The following is a 15,521-nucleotide window of genomic DNA, read 5'->3' on the forward strand; positions in this document are numbered from 1 at the left end:
TTATTGTGTCCCATTGGACCAAATATTACATGGAGTCTTGATTTTATGCACGATACGTTATCTACGGGGAAGAGCATACGGACATTGAATATTATAGATGATTTTAATCGGGAAGCATTGTCTATTACAGTTGACACCAGCCTTCCGGCAGCCAGGGTGGTCAAAGAATTAGAAAAGGTGGTAGAATGGCGGGGAAAGCCTGAATGCATACGGTCAGATAACGGCCCTGAGTTTTTAGCAGAGGTTTTACAGCAATGGTGTTCGCAAAGCGGCATTGAATGGTGTTATATCCAACCAGGTAAACCTACCCAAAATAGTCTTATCGAAAGGTTCAACAGAACGTTCAGGCAGGATGTGTTGGACAGTTATATGTTTGAAAACCTTACTGCGATCAGAAAATACGCTAATGCCTGAGCGTGGATGTATAATAATGTCAGACCACCTTCTTCGCTAGGGCAACTTACACCTGTGGAATTTTTACTGAAATATGGGAAACAGGAGAATTTCCCAACTTTCCAACGAGATAATAACAATAAATTCGATTGGAATTATTTAGTTTTGGATATAGCTAGTTAGGGTGAGATTACAATGGGATTCTTGTACACAATCTAACGGAAACACTGGGCAATGTCAATACTTACCTTTTAATTCTGGCTTAGTTTGTTTTAAAAGATAAATTAAACAAAAAAGTATAGCCAATAATGTATTATTGGCTATACAAATTAATAATTGAATGAAAAATATAATTCGTTTCCAAATACTTTTATGGGCCTTAATTTGCACCATTATTGTTAACGTGAATGCTCAAAATAAATTATCAAACAATAGTGAGAGTTTTGGCGATTCGTATTTTAAACTTGAAGTACAAGGCAACACAAGCAAAAAAGCGTTATTATTCAAATTAACATTAACAAGTAATTTGACTAGCTATTATGATATAAATTTCTCTATTTTGGGAAATGCAGATACACTTTTAAAAATACCATCATTTAAGCTGACCTCAGCGATTTTAAAAACTGATAATATTGAGCGGTATATATTTCTCCTACCAAATGATACTACTAAAGTAATTTTTAATTTCGATTCTAACATCTCTCCTTATATTCAATATTATGGACCTTACGAAGCGATATTTCGGGAAACCAAAACCTTACAAAGTTTATTCAGTAGTTTATTCAATGAAAATAGTTCTTCAAATAAGTATGTATTTGAACCCAACGCATATCGTGATCGCGCATTATCCTCGATGAGAGAAAAAATAGATAAAATTAACAATACACCATTATCAATGGATTCAAAAATAAGTCTGCATAGAACGTTTGCTGCCGTATACACCAGAATGTTCTTATTAGATCCGAATAATGGAATGTATATTGATAATGTGAATGCGGGTATGGATAAAGAAAAAGCTAAAATAAAAAATAAGATTAATTTAGATTATTATACATTCTTAAGAGAGCTTGACCTCAACAATAAAGATTACCTGCTATCAAACTATTATAATGAATTAACAAAATCTTTACTGGCGGACAGTGTGTTAAACTTACCTGTTACAGATAATATTTCATTAAAAGATTGGATGAAAAAGACTTCTGCTATACTCCATCCTTTATTAGGATATTCCAAAGGCTATTTTTATAATATTATGCTAGCAAATGCGTACTTGGATCAAATTGCTAGGAGCAAACTTCTTTCGGACGAACAATCTAAAGATATTATAGGATATTTTAAAGATAAATCATTTTCTGATTATTTATTATACCAAAATAGTATCAATGGACTTAGGATTGTTAATGATACAGGACGAGTTTATGATTGGTCTAACCTCAAAAAGGGCGATGTACTCTCCGAAATAATAAAAAAATACCCAGACAAAACTATAGTCATAGATTTTTGGGCCACTTGGTGTGCCCCTTGTCTAACCGCTATGGACAAAATTAAGCCAATAAAAGAGAAATATAATAATGTAGTCTTTGTCTATATAACCGATGTGTCATCTCCCAGAACTCTGTGGAACAATCAAGTCAAAGGTATAGCAGGAAATCATTTTTACCTTTCATCATTACAAATGGAAAAACTTCAAAAGAAAATAAACTTTTCATCGATTCCGACCTATTTAATTTACAATAAAAACGGAGAGTTAATAGATAAACTAACGGGCTTTCCTGGCTCGCAAAAATTCGAGGAAATCTTGAGAAATGCAGAAAAATAAATTGTTATAAAAAGTATGATTTTTATTTAGGTAAACATATACAACTACTAAAAATGATTACATAGAAAAATTATTTTTTTTACTAGATTTTCAATAGGATAAGAAAATAATCACATTTTTTGACCTTCTCCCCGTTGTTCAGACAGTCAAAAGTGGAGTTTCGGGGTATTATCGCGGTTCCACCAACGGGACTGTGGTGGGCAACGATTATCGAGCGCACTTATTTTGTTTGCGCTGTAGCATTCCGTGTTTCGTAGAATTTACGTCGGAAACTTACAACTGATAGATCAACCGGAAAAATGAACTGAGGGCCCTGTCCTTTCCACCCACGGGAAACCCAGCCGCCATACCGATGGCCAGCTTATCATTCACGCCCAACTTTACCTGGGGCCGCAAGGTTGTTTCTAGTTTACCATCTGCTACGACCTGATTCACTTCGACACCTATAAAATGGTCTGTCTCCGGTAATGTATAATGAAAGGAGGTATTGATCTGCCAGTTCATCTCTACCTTTGAAGTTTTATAGCGGTAGGCAATTTCCGGCCCGGTATAAATCAGCGTATGCCAATTGTGCTGCCAGCTTTTGGCCGCCACAAAAAAGGGGTTGAAAGCCGTACCTCCTTCCACAAAATTGAAAATCTGGGTATAACCGACGGCCATCGTCGTCGCATGCTGCTTAGACACATAAAAAGAATATTGTGAGGACAAACGCAGTCTTTCGAGCTCATTGCTTGAGCCCACACCGCTTAACTTACTCTTTGTATACGCAAAGTCGGTTTCAACTTCCAGCCCTAAACGGTCAATGGGCGCAAACTCATATTCCATTAAATAACCGTATTCGTCGGCAGCATTCATTTTCTTGATATCTGCCCCTACATTGAACTCCTTCTCTCCTTTTCTTGCGCCCAGGTCGCGTACAAGATCATTATACAAAGGTTCGGCATGATGTACCTTATCCGGCAATGGCCTGTTTTCCTGCGCAGTGATTGAACCGGCAAGGAACAGCAATCCGGCTGTCAGCACAGCTCCCAAAAATCGCAAACAGTATGTGTTGTTTTTCATACCACAAAACTCCCGCTGAACTATGGAAACAATTGGGAATTTTGAAAAGAAAAATTAACAGCAATATTTTGTTAGGACTTAACGTTAGATAATGGCGGGGTTAAACTATAGAAACAATTATTAATAATGGATTAATAGGTCATTCGAACATTATTGTACATCAAAAAATTCCAGCAATTCACAATGGCATTTAAACAGCAGCATTTTCTTTCTATTTCCCTTTTCCTGTGTCCGATTATTGTTTCTGCCCAAGAGGTTACTCTCCGTGGACTGGTCCGTGACTCCATCTCCAAAGAACCTTTGATCGGTACGCTAATCTCCACTGAAAATGGTCGAATAGGTGCCAATACCAATGCACAGGGCTATTATTCATTGACACTTCCATCAGGGCAACATCGGCTGAGCATCAGCCATGTGGGCTATCAACCACAGGTACAGCTTGTTGACCTCAAAGGCAACCAACAATTGAACGTTGACCTCCAGCCGGCGAGCAATCGGATCGACGAGGTTCAGGTGACGCAGAAACCCCTCCGAGATCATGTAAGCGACACCCAGATCGGCGCAGTTCACCTCGATATGCAGGAGATCAAAGATGTCCCCGTGCTCCTGGGTGAAAAAGATGTATTGAAAACCATTCAATTGCTTCCCGGTGTACACAGTGGCGGTGAAGGTTCTTCGCACTTTAACGTACGCGGTGGAGATGGCGGTCAAAATCTTATTTTATTGGATCAGGCCACCGTCTATAATGCCTCACATTTATTAGGCTTTTTCTCAACCTTTAATTCGGATGCGATCAAGGATATCCAACTCTATAAAGGTGGCATTCCGGCCCAATTTGGGGGGCGCATTGCCTCTGTTCTGGATATTTCCATGCTCGAAGGCAATAAAAAACAATTTTCAGGAGAAGGCGGCATCGGTCTGATTGCTTCCCGGCTGAAATTAGAGGGGCCGATTGAACGGGATAAAAGTTCCTTCATGTTCAGTGCACGCCGCTCCTATGCCGATTCATTTCTCAAGCTGGCGAAAGACAAGGATATTTCAAACAATACCCTTTACTTCTATGACCTCAACGCAAAATTCCATTTCCAGCTCAGTGAGAAGACCAATCTTTATGTATCGGGATATCATGGTAAGGATAAGCTGGACTATACCGACCTGTTTCATATTGGCTGGGGAAACAGCACCGGGACGGCGCGGTTGAGCCATCATTTTAATCATGAGATCTCGAGCAATACCGCTGTCGTCTACAGTGGATTTAACTACAATGCCGGCGTGTCCAGTGATCAGACTGATTTTCAGGTCTCTTCCAAGATCCGTAACCTTGATCTGAAACAGGATTTCACGTATCGCCCCAATGTCAACAACAGCTTTCGGATCGGTGCCAATATGCTGTTGCAGGAAATCCGCCCGGCAAATCTTTCCTCTGAAAAAAATCAGTCCGTCAACCCTACGTCCATCCAAAGGCAACGTGGTATCGATTTAGGCGGTTATGTGTCGCATGAGTGGAAACCATTGTCCTACCTATCCCTGAACTACGGTATACATCTACACGACTTTATGGTGCTGGGCCAACGGACATTTTATGGATTTAACAGCAGTGGTGCAGCCGTTTCGGAAAAGCGTGACAACAGCAGGATTGCCAAGCATTACATCAATATAGAACCCCGCTTTTCGGCGAGCTTACTGCTGAATGAACAAAGCAGCCTCAAGGCCTCATTTAACCGCATTGTCCAAAATCTGCATCAGCTGACCAATACCACATCGAGCCTGCCGACGGATCAATATGTCCTGAGCAGCCTCAACATTAAGCCGCAGGTTGTGGACCAGGCCTCCCTGGGGTACTTCCGGGATTTCGATCAGAAAAATTATGCATTTTCGGTGGAAGCTTATTATAAGCGCCTCGGTAATCAGATCGATATGCGCAATGGCGCAACATTGCAAGCCAATGAACACTTTGAGGGGGAATTGCTGTTTGGCCGAGGTCGCGCCTATGGATTGGAATGGTACCTACGCAAGAAAAAAGGCAAGCTCACTGGCTGGGTAAGCTATACGCTGTCAAAGAGCCAGCGTCAATTTGCTGGGATCAACAATGGCAGCTGGTTCAATGCCCGCCAGGATCAGACACATGATCTTTCCATCGTCGCGTTATATAACTTATCCCAAAGTTGGACCTTGGGGGCTACATTTGCATTCAATACAGGCAATGCGGTCACCTTTCCGAGCGGGAAATATATGGTCAATGGAAAATCGATATTTTATTATACGGAACGAAATGGATACCGTATGCCGGATTATCACCGCCTGGACCTCTCGGCAACCTATGACCCCAAGCCGAGCAACAAGCGTTTTCATTCGAGCTGGACTTTTGGTGTGTACAACGCCTATAACCGGAAAAACGCGTATACCATTGATTTTCGGGAAGATAAGTCCAATCCAAACCGAACGGAGGCCTATAAGGTTGTCCTTTTTGGCATAATCCCTTCAGTTACCTGGAATTTTAAATTTTAAACCTTATGATTGCTAGACCACTCCTCATCCTATTTGGCCTGTTCAGTTTACTGACTGCCTGTGAAGAAAAAATTGATCTCGATCTGAATGCGGCGGCTTCACGTGTGGTGATCGATGCCCAGCTATCCGATGCAAGTGCCGTGCAGCGGATCCGTATCTCTAAATCGGTCGCCTTTGATGCGGCGGTCGGCTCTTCCCCAATTACTGGGGCTTCGGTGATCGTCAAGGACAATCAGAACCACAGCTTTACTTTCCAATACGAGAAGGATGGTAATTATATACACCGCAATTTCAAGCCTGTCGTGGGCCGGACCTATTCCTTAAACGTAACGGTACAAAAGCAACAATACAGCGCCAGCAGCGTTATGCCAGCCTATGTGGCGGTGGATTCCACGCGTGTTCTTGAACGGAATATTGCCGGCAAAACTTATTTTTTTGCGGCCTTGTCCTTTAAAGACCCGATCAAAACAGCCAACTATTACCTATATACATTATCCCTCAACGGGAAGCCCTTTCGCTTTGCGAGTGCACAGAGCGACCAGTTTAACAATGGACTGCGCGTCATTCATTACGTTTCCGACCTGGAAACAGAGCTTTCACCTGGAGATGATATTATTGTACGGCGCTATTGTGTGGACGAAAAAACATATAATTACTGGAGCGAATATCAAAACACCAATTTGAGTAATGCCGTCCCCGGCAACCCAACGTCAAATATTTCCAACAATGCACTGGGTTATTTCTCGGTTGCCCCGGTCAAAGCCTATACATTAAAAGTAGCGCAGCAGTAGCATCTTAATTTTTCCAGCATAAAAATGGGGCTGTCCAAGAAAACGGATCAGCCCCATACCGTGATTAAAGCTTAAACAGTGCCGCCACCTCAGCTGCTGTCAGTGCCTTATTATAAATCACCAGATCGTCCATCATGCCATTGAAGTAATTTCCGAAGGTAAAGCTACCGTCAGCGGCATTTGTTCCCCGCTGCATTCCGATCTTAAAGTCACCGGCATTGGAAACCACCTTCACGCCGCTGCCCGAGCTCCCTTCCTTGGCCAGTGCACCATTGATATAAATTGATGTCTTCAGCCCAGTTCGTGTCGTGACCACATGGAACCATTCGCCGGGCTGCCAACGCCCTTTTTGAGCTTCATTTAAATTCACGAAAGCCCCCCCTTTGGCATCCTCTGTGGCGAATGTGACGAGCTGATCAGTGGTATTAGACAATAGGCGCAACCAGGTCTGGTTATCCTTAGATCCCTTATCACCACTCTCCTGCCATACCATCATCTTCGTGAGCTTACTTGCCTTCAGCCAGACAGCCACTGTATAATCCTGATCGCCAAAATTCAGTGCAGGGTGATCAGCGATAACCAGTCCGCTAGCTCCATTGAACACCGCAACATTGTTCTCCACGGCTTTTCGATCCGATCCATCACTTGTCACCGAGCCTCTAATCGTTGGTACAAACTGATAGGGTCCAACATCATTCAAACTGCCGCCAAAAGGGAAATAAGCCGCCAGCTTGTCTCCAGGTACAACAACGATATATCCTTCCCGCACTTTTTCTTTGGTCACCCCTCCCGCATTCGTTCCGCTCAGTTTCACCTTGTATCTGCCAGGCTGGTTATAGGTAACCGTTGGATTTTTCACTGTGCTCGTGGCAGGTGTGCCCCCTTCAAATTCCCAGAGCCAATTGTTCACCGTGCCTACCGATGATGGTGTGAATGCGATGCTGCCCCCTTCATAGGTACCTGTGACACTGGCTGAAAAATCGACACTCAAGTTACTGGCATCCAATACCTCAATAAATTTCTCTTTGACTTCTTCGTCCGAAAACTCCGGATTACTGATCGTCAATTTAGCCCGGTATATCCCCACCTTATCGAATTTTATTTTCGGGTGCTGTTCTTTTGATGTCAGCACCGTACCCCCGGCGGAGCGAAACTCCCAGTCCCAGCTTTCGACCAATCCGGCAGAACTATCTTTGAAGGCCACTTCATCGCCCTGAATCACGATACGCTTATCGGCTCTAAAGTCAGCCTGTACAGCCGTATAGCCTACGGTGACCTTCTTGCTTGCCGTGGCTGTGCCATGCGCATTGGATACCACCAATGTGATGGTATATTCGCCCGGCTGCTCGAACATTACGGTCGGATTCGACAGAATAGATTCCTTGATATCAGCGCCTTCAAATTTCCAATTCCATTTAGACACCGTTCCGGTAGAGGCGTCTGAAAGGACAACAGACTCCCCCGCTTGAATTACCTCCGAATCAAGCGTAAAATCAGCCTGTAGCTTGGTCATCTCTGCATCCTTTTTACAGGAAGAAAACAGTCCCAGCAAAGCGACATAGCAGATTAAAAAAAAGTTAATTTTCATCTGTTCATAATTAGTAATTAATCATCCGATCCACGCGGATGCAAATCCATTTTATTTAAAATCGTTCAATTCCAGCAGCTTAAAAGCAATTCCCTCATAAGGCCTGTTGATTCCACCTTCATAAACCAAGGAGACCTTTCCATCTTCGGTAAACGTCATGTCCGAATAGGCCGACGGCCCACTATATACGGGAACTTTTTTCATCCAAGTACTGCCATTATCGTTGCTGAGCTTCACGGTCATATTCTTCCGTTCGACACTTGCAGCATTCGCGAAGAACATGTGATGCTTGCCCGCTAAAGTACCCGAAAGTAAACTTCCCTGACATATCGCATCCACAAGCGTATAATCCGTTTTCATTTCACCCCAGCTTTCCCCACCATCCGTACTGATGCAATACTTTCTGACATTGCCGGTACTTATCCTGAAATTCATCATCAGCCGGCCATCAGCCAGCTCGGCGACCGTACATTCCCCTACAGCGCCTCCGTTTGCGGCAGCCCCCGCCTTCCAGGTCAGCCCATGATCATCCGAATAAATGGCATGCGAACGATCCTGCCGCTTTCCGTCCACGCGCTCTGTATAGTAGCTCGGTACAACCAGCCTTCCCTGATGCGGTCCATTTACCATCTGGATACCATGTACAGGACCTGTGCCATACCAGTCCCATGTCGCTGCTTTCACACTTGTGGTGATTTCCTTAGGCGTTGCCCAGCTCTTTCCTTCGTCTTCCGAAGCCGTATAATATACCCTTCGGGTATCCTTTCCCGTTCCACTCGTTAAGGCCCCCCAGTCATCGGCGCCATTGTTCCAGGTCAACAGTAAATGGATCTTTCCGGTCTTTCGATCCACAATGGGGACTGGGTTACCGCAGGTATTTGCCCCTTCATCCCAAATTGTAATCATCTCGCTCCATGTCTTACCATTGTCGTCTGAAAATTTGACCACCATGTCGATATCGCCACTATCACCGCCACTTCGCAGTTTTCTGGCCTCCGCGAAAGCCAAAAGCCGACCACTGTTTGCCGTCACGATGGCAGGGATACGGTAGACCTGAAACCCACCGGTATTTTCCTTATAAATGTAATTGAAGGGATCTTGCGGCTCTTCCGTATCGTCGTCATCTTCTCCGGGCTTGGTAACCGGTTTTGTGGGCGTATCCTTTGTACATCCTTCCAACGCAAAAGACGTTGTCAAGCAACACAACAAGACCATGCTTGCTATTATTTTATTTCTTAAAACCATCGCTATTCATTTATTTACTGTATCCTTCTGTTTGTTTTAAATTAGGATTCCGGTCGATTTCCGTCTTCGGAATCGGGGAATATAGCGGGACAGTGGTCCCGATCAGATTGGGCACCTCAGCATACACGTTTATCGTTGAGCCAAAATGAAAGCGCAATAAATCAGGCCAGCGCTTCAGTTCCAAGTAGAATTCCCTAAAACGTTCTTTCAGAATTGCTCTTTCCACCGCGATCTTATCTGTAGCCCCCGTGTAGTTCCCGATGTTGGCCCGCATCCTGACTTTATCCAGTTCAGTGATTGCTTCGGCCGTACGGTTCAGTGCCGCCAAAGCTTCGGCTTTGAACAGGATCATCTCCGCCAAGCGGTAAAGCACGATATCCGAATCATAATACCGATTGCCAGCATTTACACTACCTCTCATTTTATTGTCAAACCAGGCGATGGTCACGTTGCCGGGCGCAATCGCCTCTATAATAGATTTTGCCATACGGCTATCCGAAGCATATTCCTTAAAAGCATCCTGCAGCTTAGGGGAAGGCGCATACTGGCTTCTTGCCCCACTTCTCGCAAATGCAATATCATCTACGTTCAATGCATCTTTGACAAAAACATCCCGGGGTTTTAACTGGCTGCTGTACTGATCCCCTTTTTCATCGCGTTGCATATAAATCGAAAAGATAATTTCCTTCCCTTTTTTACTATCATCGCCAAATATTTTTCCAAAATCATCCTCCAGGCTCGTCCCTATGCTGGCTTTATCTGCGGCGTCGATCACTGCGGCCAGGTCGGCTTCTGTTCCGTTCAAGACCTTCGCCTTCCAGAGGAGCACATCGGCTTTCAGTGCATAGGCGGCAGGTTGGGAAACCCGGCTCTTATCCTTGATTCCCTCTTCGGGGAATAAATCAATCGATCTGGCCAGGTCGCTCAGGATCTGGGCCATGACCTCAGCCTTGGACGATCTCCCCAGTTGCGGTTTATCATCACTTTCGGTAGGTTCAAGCTCCAGAGGCACATCACCCCAGATGCGCAGTAAGCTAAAATACGTATGCGCACGCATAAAATAAGTTTCGGCCAAGATACGGTCCTTGTCGGCCTGCACCCCGAATGCGATGCGGTCGGCATATTTCAGCAATACATTACAATGTTGGATGACCGTGTAAAAGCCGTTCCAATTGGGTGCATTTTGATCCGTCAGGTTCTGGTTCCAGGCATTCGAGGCGCCCCCCTCCATTCCGGGGACGAAGGCATCCCCGCGATCCTCAAAATACATGGTGTTGTTATTCAGGTTTCTAAATTGATCATATATCCCAAAGAGATAACTTTCCATATCCCCCGGGCTCTGCCAATAGTCATCATTGGTAATATCAGAAACCGTATCGACATCCAATAGCTTTTCACAGCTTGTGAACAAGAAGAGGCCGAAAATAAGGCTGTATAGTTTCATATTTTGTCTCATGTTGATTCGATTAAATGATTTGAACTTAAAAAGTAGCGCGCATTCCGAAGTTAATCTGTCTAGGCCGAGGATATGTGCCATAGTCGGCCCCATCAAATATTTCGGGCATCATGCCCTCATAATTTGTCAAATAGCCCAGGTTGTACACTCCGCCAAATACTTCCAGTCCCTGCACTTTGGCCTTTCTCAAAAAATCAGCTTTAAAACGGTAGCTTAAGGATACTTCACGGAAGGCCAAATAATCCCCTTTTCCATAATACAGGCTATTGTTGCTCCCCCCACCGGTATTGCCCAGGCCATTGTCCCAGCGCATATGATTTCTAAAATTATAGTCAAAATCACTTTGCACGGTATATTTAGGATATTTAGCATCATGACCAGTCCCTTGCCAGCTATCGGTCAAGACCTCTTGAAAAGCATTATTATTATTCCGGCTACTTCCCATGATATTCGCTTTAAAGCCGTTGTCGATCACATGCCCCACCGACCAATCGATCACAAAACGCAGGGAAAGCCCTTTATAGGAGAAATTATTGACCAGTCCGCCCGTTTTGTCCGGACGGATGTATCCCATAAATACCATATCATTATTGTCCAGCACGCCATCCCCGTCCAGATCTTCAAAAATGGCATCGCCCGCAGTTTTCACCCGCCCAGAGGCATTGCGGTCCAATGGCGCAGCCTTAGCCTCCTCATCCGTCTGGTAAACCCCTTGGTAATGATAGGCCCATCGTCCACCAAAGCGTTCACCTTCGGCCAATCCACCAACCTTGATATAGTCACCCAATGCCGGATCGTATACGAAATTCCCATTGATGCGGTTTTTATCCTCCCCATTCATGGGAAGCTGAACAACTGTGGCCCGATTGAAGGAGAACGTTGCGCTCAGGTCCCATGTAAAGTTGTCGGTTCTGACCGGAGAAGCCTGCAGTTCAACCTCAAACCCGCGGTTGCGTATAGCACCATAATTACTCTTGATGGAGCCGAAGCCCAATTGCGATGAAAGAGGCTTATCAAACAATCTTTGATCCGTTAATTTGTTGTAATAATCCAGCAGGACTGTCAGTCTGTCGTTAAACAGGCCTAAATCCAATCCCGCATCAAAGGAAGTCGTGCGTTCCCATACCAGCGTATTGTTCATCAACACCGTGTTCAATATCCCCACCTTTCCCATATAGCCATATCCAGTGGCATAACGACCACGGGAATCCAGTGGATCAATGTTGTTGTTGCCCGTCCTGCCCCAGCTACCGCGCAGCTTCAGCTTAGAAAGGCCAGCGTTGGACAAAGGCTGGAAGAAGTCCTCCCGATGAACATTCCAGGCGGCCGACATGCCAGGGAAATAGCCCCATAGCTTGTCTTTTGCGAACTTGGAGGAACCATCCATCCGCATACTCGCCGATAAAATATACTTTTTGTCATAATCGTAATTGACACGCGTATAATAACTCAACATCGCCTCATACCCTTTGGTTGTGGAGGTCCGTTGGGTCAATTCAGAAGTTGCGTTTAATGTGGGAATATGATCTGTCAATGCTTCACGGCCACTTCCGCTCATCCGGTAACTATAGTCATGATAATAACTTCCCCCCAATATCGCGCTGAAATTATGTAAGCCCGCAAATTGTTTATCATAGCTCAACAGTCCATCCGTCTGTATATGCCGGTCCAAGTTATGCTTAGCCGAGGCAGGCCTATTTGTTACCGTTTCATTATAAGCTTCGAAGTAATTCTCTATACCTTCTGTGGTGAAATAATAGACCGAAGGCTTAAATGACAGGCCAGGCAAAATATCCCAATTCGCTCCAATCTGGAAGCTAGTCCGATAGACATCCACATCATTATATTTCGTTTTATAATATATTTCATGCAGGCGGTTTCTAAAAGATGAAATCCCTTCGCCGGGTGCAGGCAGTCCATTTTCATAGTATTTCCTATAAGTCGGCGGCGTCAGGACGCTTCTTGACAGGACCCATTCATAATTTTTGGGTGCATTGGACTTCCTTTGTTGAAAAGTAACTTTCGTATTTAAAGACCATGTATCGCTCAGTTTAAAATCACCATTAAACAAGGCACTATAGTTTTTATAATTGGTTCCCCGCACAATCCCATCTTGATTCAAATACCCCAGGCCGAAGTAATACTTTGCCTTTTCCGTACCGCCACTGATATCAAAGTCGACTTCCTGCTTGCTCCCCAATTGGAACGTCGCATCCTGAAAGTCATTGTTCTGAAAAATCAATTTCTTGCCCGTTACAGGGTCATCCATTGTTTCCCAGCCCTGATTGTCTATCAAATCAGCCACGTAATCCTGACCATAATTTTCCAGGTATACATCCAAGAATTCCAATGTATTTTTCGAATTCCGGGGATTGCCGGTCGACATCCCGTAGCGGCCGCCTGTGAGGTAGAAATCTGGATTTGATTTATTAAAATCCATTGTATTCTTGCGTGTCAGATAGACATAATCGCGGGCATTTAATAAAGGTAAGCGATCCCTTTGTTCCTCGATGCCATGCGTGTAGCGCAAGTTAATGGTCGGCTTACCGAGTTTACCCGACTTGGTGGTCACGATAATGATCCCATTGGCCGCACGGGCACCATAAATAGCTGTTGAGGCCGCGTCCTTTAATACCGTAATCGACTCAATATCGTCGGGATTCAGGTCATTGATACTACGGGTACCCTGGGAGACCATACCATCAATAACATATAAGGGAACATCACCTTCCGGGGATGTCGAGCTACCACCACGAATAAATACCTGGGGACTGGCTCCAGGCTGCCCATCAGAAACCTGCAAGGATAAACCAGCGACTTTACCCTGTAACTGGAGCATAGGGTTTTGTCCAGGAGCTTTATCGAACTCCTCTTTCCCTACCCGGCTAATCGATGCCGCAACAGTTTCCCGACTCTGCTTACCATAACCGACCACCACGACCTCCTCCAATGCTTCAGCATCGCCCTCCATCGATACATTTATGTTGCTATTATTTTCAATACGAACTTCCTGAGACTTAAAGCCTACAAAAGTAAAAACAAGTACTCCCTGCCCAGAGGGTACTGTAAGACTGTATTTCCCATCTTGATCTGTGGACGTCGCGATGGACGAGTTTTTCAATCGAATACTGACCCCAGACAGTGCCTTCCCATCTTGACTTGAGCTGACCCTACCATTAATCTCCCTATTGGGAGATTGGGCAAATACCATTGAAGAAAACACAAAAAACACGAGAAATAGCACGCAGGTAACGTTTCTTTCCATTTCAATTTAGATTTATAATTTATGTTTATATGTACTACATATCAAATGTAGAAAATAAAAATGAAAACAAAAATTATTTTCACGATAACTTTCTCCGCAGTTATTTATTCCCGTTCAAGAAAAGTCCTTAAGAACCAAGCTCATTCACGAGAATACACAGCAGCCGGAGCCTAGAAATTAGCAGGATATTGGCCCTTGATTAATCACGATTATCACTCTCCTCGTTACGGCCTTCGGCGATCAGCTCGTTCACTTCATCCATTTCGCCCCTTTCCAAATGTTCAATATCTTCTGCCTGTTCATCAGAATAACGATCGATAAAAAAAGTACAGCCCATCGGGAAATGGTCTGAGCCTATTGAAGGGTAAATAAACAATTGATCAATAAATACATTGGGACTATGGAACAGCAAATCCAGGGGAACACGGAAAAACCAATACTTGGCATGGAAGGTCGATAAGATCCCCCGCCCTATACGTGCATCAATCAATTTACTGGTTTTCTTAAACAGTACAGAGGATTTGGCCCAGGCCACATTGTTAAAGTCGCCGGTAACCACGACAGGTATTTTATAATCACGGACCCGTTTGGCCACGCTCAGCAAGTCACCGTCCCTTTCTTTGGAGTTTTCCTCTTCGGTAGGACTGGGTGGAGGTGGATGTACGGCAAAAAAGATAAAACGGTGCCCATCAGCTGTCTGCAATTCAATCTCCATACTCGGGATATCATCCGCCACAAAATAATGGACCTGACTTTTGTTGATCTTCAGCTTGGTATAAAAGTGCATGCCATAGGTATTGTCCAGGGTAACTTTCTCGGTATGGGGATAATCGGTCTCCAACACACGCAACGCCTCTTCCCAAGCAGCATCACTTTCCATTGTTAGAAAGATCTGCGGTTGTTCTTTTTGGATCAGGGCAATAAAACGCTGATGTTGTTTATTAAACTGCAGCACATTACAGGATATAATTTTGATACTATCCGAAGCATCCTTCCCTTTGTCATATTTTTCCTTGCGCCAAAATTTAGTATAGCGCACCAAGATAAATATATGATAGCCGATCAGTATGCTCTGGGCAATTTGTAGGGTCCATATCCAGGGCGATTCAGCAACTAAATAAAATCCCCAGGCCAGCACCGGCACCTGAAAAACCAACAACTGTAATTTAACAAACTCCGCCACCCGGAAGATCCAATGCTGACATTGAATAAAAGGCAACAGGCTCAGTGCAATCAGCAGTCCAGCTAAGACAAGAAAAAGAATGTACATATATCGCTCATTTTTTTACAAAGATATCATTTGATACGAACAGTTTAATATTACAAAAGACAGCAATAATTTATTTTAATAGCCATTATTCATTTCAAAAACAGGTTTGGTATATTTTTTGAAA

General features: G+C 44.1%; 10 protein-coding genes. 4 read left to right on the top strand and 6 right to left on the bottom strand.

Annotated elements, in window-relative coordinates; genetic code table 11:
- The coding region (locus HX021_RS16585; RefSeq protein ID WP_286591612.1) for a DDE-type integrase/transposase/recombinase at positions 1-414 on the top strand (414 nt) is incomplete at its 5' end.
- Between the two features lie 319 nt (positions 415-733).
- Positions 734-2,212, top strand: a complete 1,479-nt coding sequence (locus HX021_RS16590; protein WP_286591613.1) for a TlpA family protein disulfide reductase — start codon at positions 734-736, stop codon at positions 2,210-2,212.
- A 273-nt stretch (positions 2,213-2,485) separates the two neighbouring features.
- On the opposite strand, the gene HX021_RS16595 is transcribed toward HX021_RS16590, so the two are convergent.
- Positions 2,486-3,274, bottom strand: coding sequence for an HAEPLYID family protein (locus HX021_RS16595; protein WP_286591614.1), 789 nt, complete (start codon positions 3,272-3,274; stop codon positions 2,486-2,488).
- 183 nt (positions 3,275-3,457) lie between these two features.
- Between HX021_RS16595 and HX021_RS16600 the strand changes: the two genes are divergently transcribed.
- Together HX021_RS16600 and HX021_RS16605 are read left to right on the top strand one after the other, a co-directional pair.
- Complete coding sequence (locus HX021_RS16600) at positions 3,458-5,782, top strand: TonB-dependent receptor (RefSeq protein ID WP_286591615.1); 2,325 nt, start codon at positions 3,458-3,460, stop codon at positions 5,780-5,782.
- A gap of 5 nt (positions 5,783-5,787) precedes the next feature.
- Complete coding sequence (locus tag HX021_RS16605; RefSeq protein ID WP_286591617.1) at positions 5,788-6,573, top strand: DUF4249 domain-containing protein; 786 nt, start codon at positions 5,788-5,790, stop codon at positions 6,571-6,573.
- A 64-nt stretch (positions 6,574-6,637) separates the two neighbouring features.
- On the opposite strand, the gene HX021_RS16610 is transcribed toward HX021_RS16605, so the two are convergent.
- From HX021_RS16610 to HX021_RS16630, 5 genes are all read right to left on the bottom strand, one after another.
- Entirely contained in the window at positions 6,638-8,161 is a 1,524-nt protein-coding gene (locus HX021_RS16610) for a PKD domain-containing protein (protein ID WP_286591619.1), read from the bottom strand.
- Between the two features lie 51 nt (positions 8,162-8,212).
- Positions 8,213-9,406: a sialidase family protein gene (locus tag HX021_RS16615; protein ID WP_286591620.1), complete on the bottom strand. Its 1,194-nt coding sequence runs from the start codon at positions 9,404-9,406 to the stop codon at positions 8,213-8,215.
- A gap of 10 nt (positions 9,407-9,416) precedes the next feature.
- Complete coding sequence (locus HX021_RS16620; RefSeq protein WP_286591621.1) at positions 9,417-10,862, bottom strand: RagB/SusD family nutrient uptake outer membrane protein; 1,446 nt, start codon at positions 10,860-10,862, stop codon at positions 9,417-9,419.
- Between the two features lie 25 nt (positions 10,863-10,887).
- Positions 10,888-14,127 (bottom strand): SusC/RagA family TonB-linked outer membrane protein, encoded by a 3,240-nt coding sequence (locus HX021_RS16625; protein WP_286591622.1) that lies wholly within the window; start codon positions 14,125-14,127, stop codon positions 10,888-10,890.
- Between the two features lie 199 nt (positions 14,128-14,326).
- On the bottom strand, positions 14,327-15,397 hold the full coding sequence (locus HX021_RS16630) for an endonuclease/exonuclease/phosphatase family protein (protein ID WP_286591623.1): 1,071 nt from the start codon (positions 15,395-15,397) through the stop codon (positions 14,327-14,329).
- Between the last annotated feature and the right edge of the window lie 124 nt (positions 15,398-15,521).

The sequence above is a fragment of the Sphingobacterium sp. N143 genome, assembly GCF_030325625.1.
Lineage (GTDB): Bacteria > Bacteroidota > Bacteroidia > Sphingobacteriales > Sphingobacteriaceae > Sphingobacterium.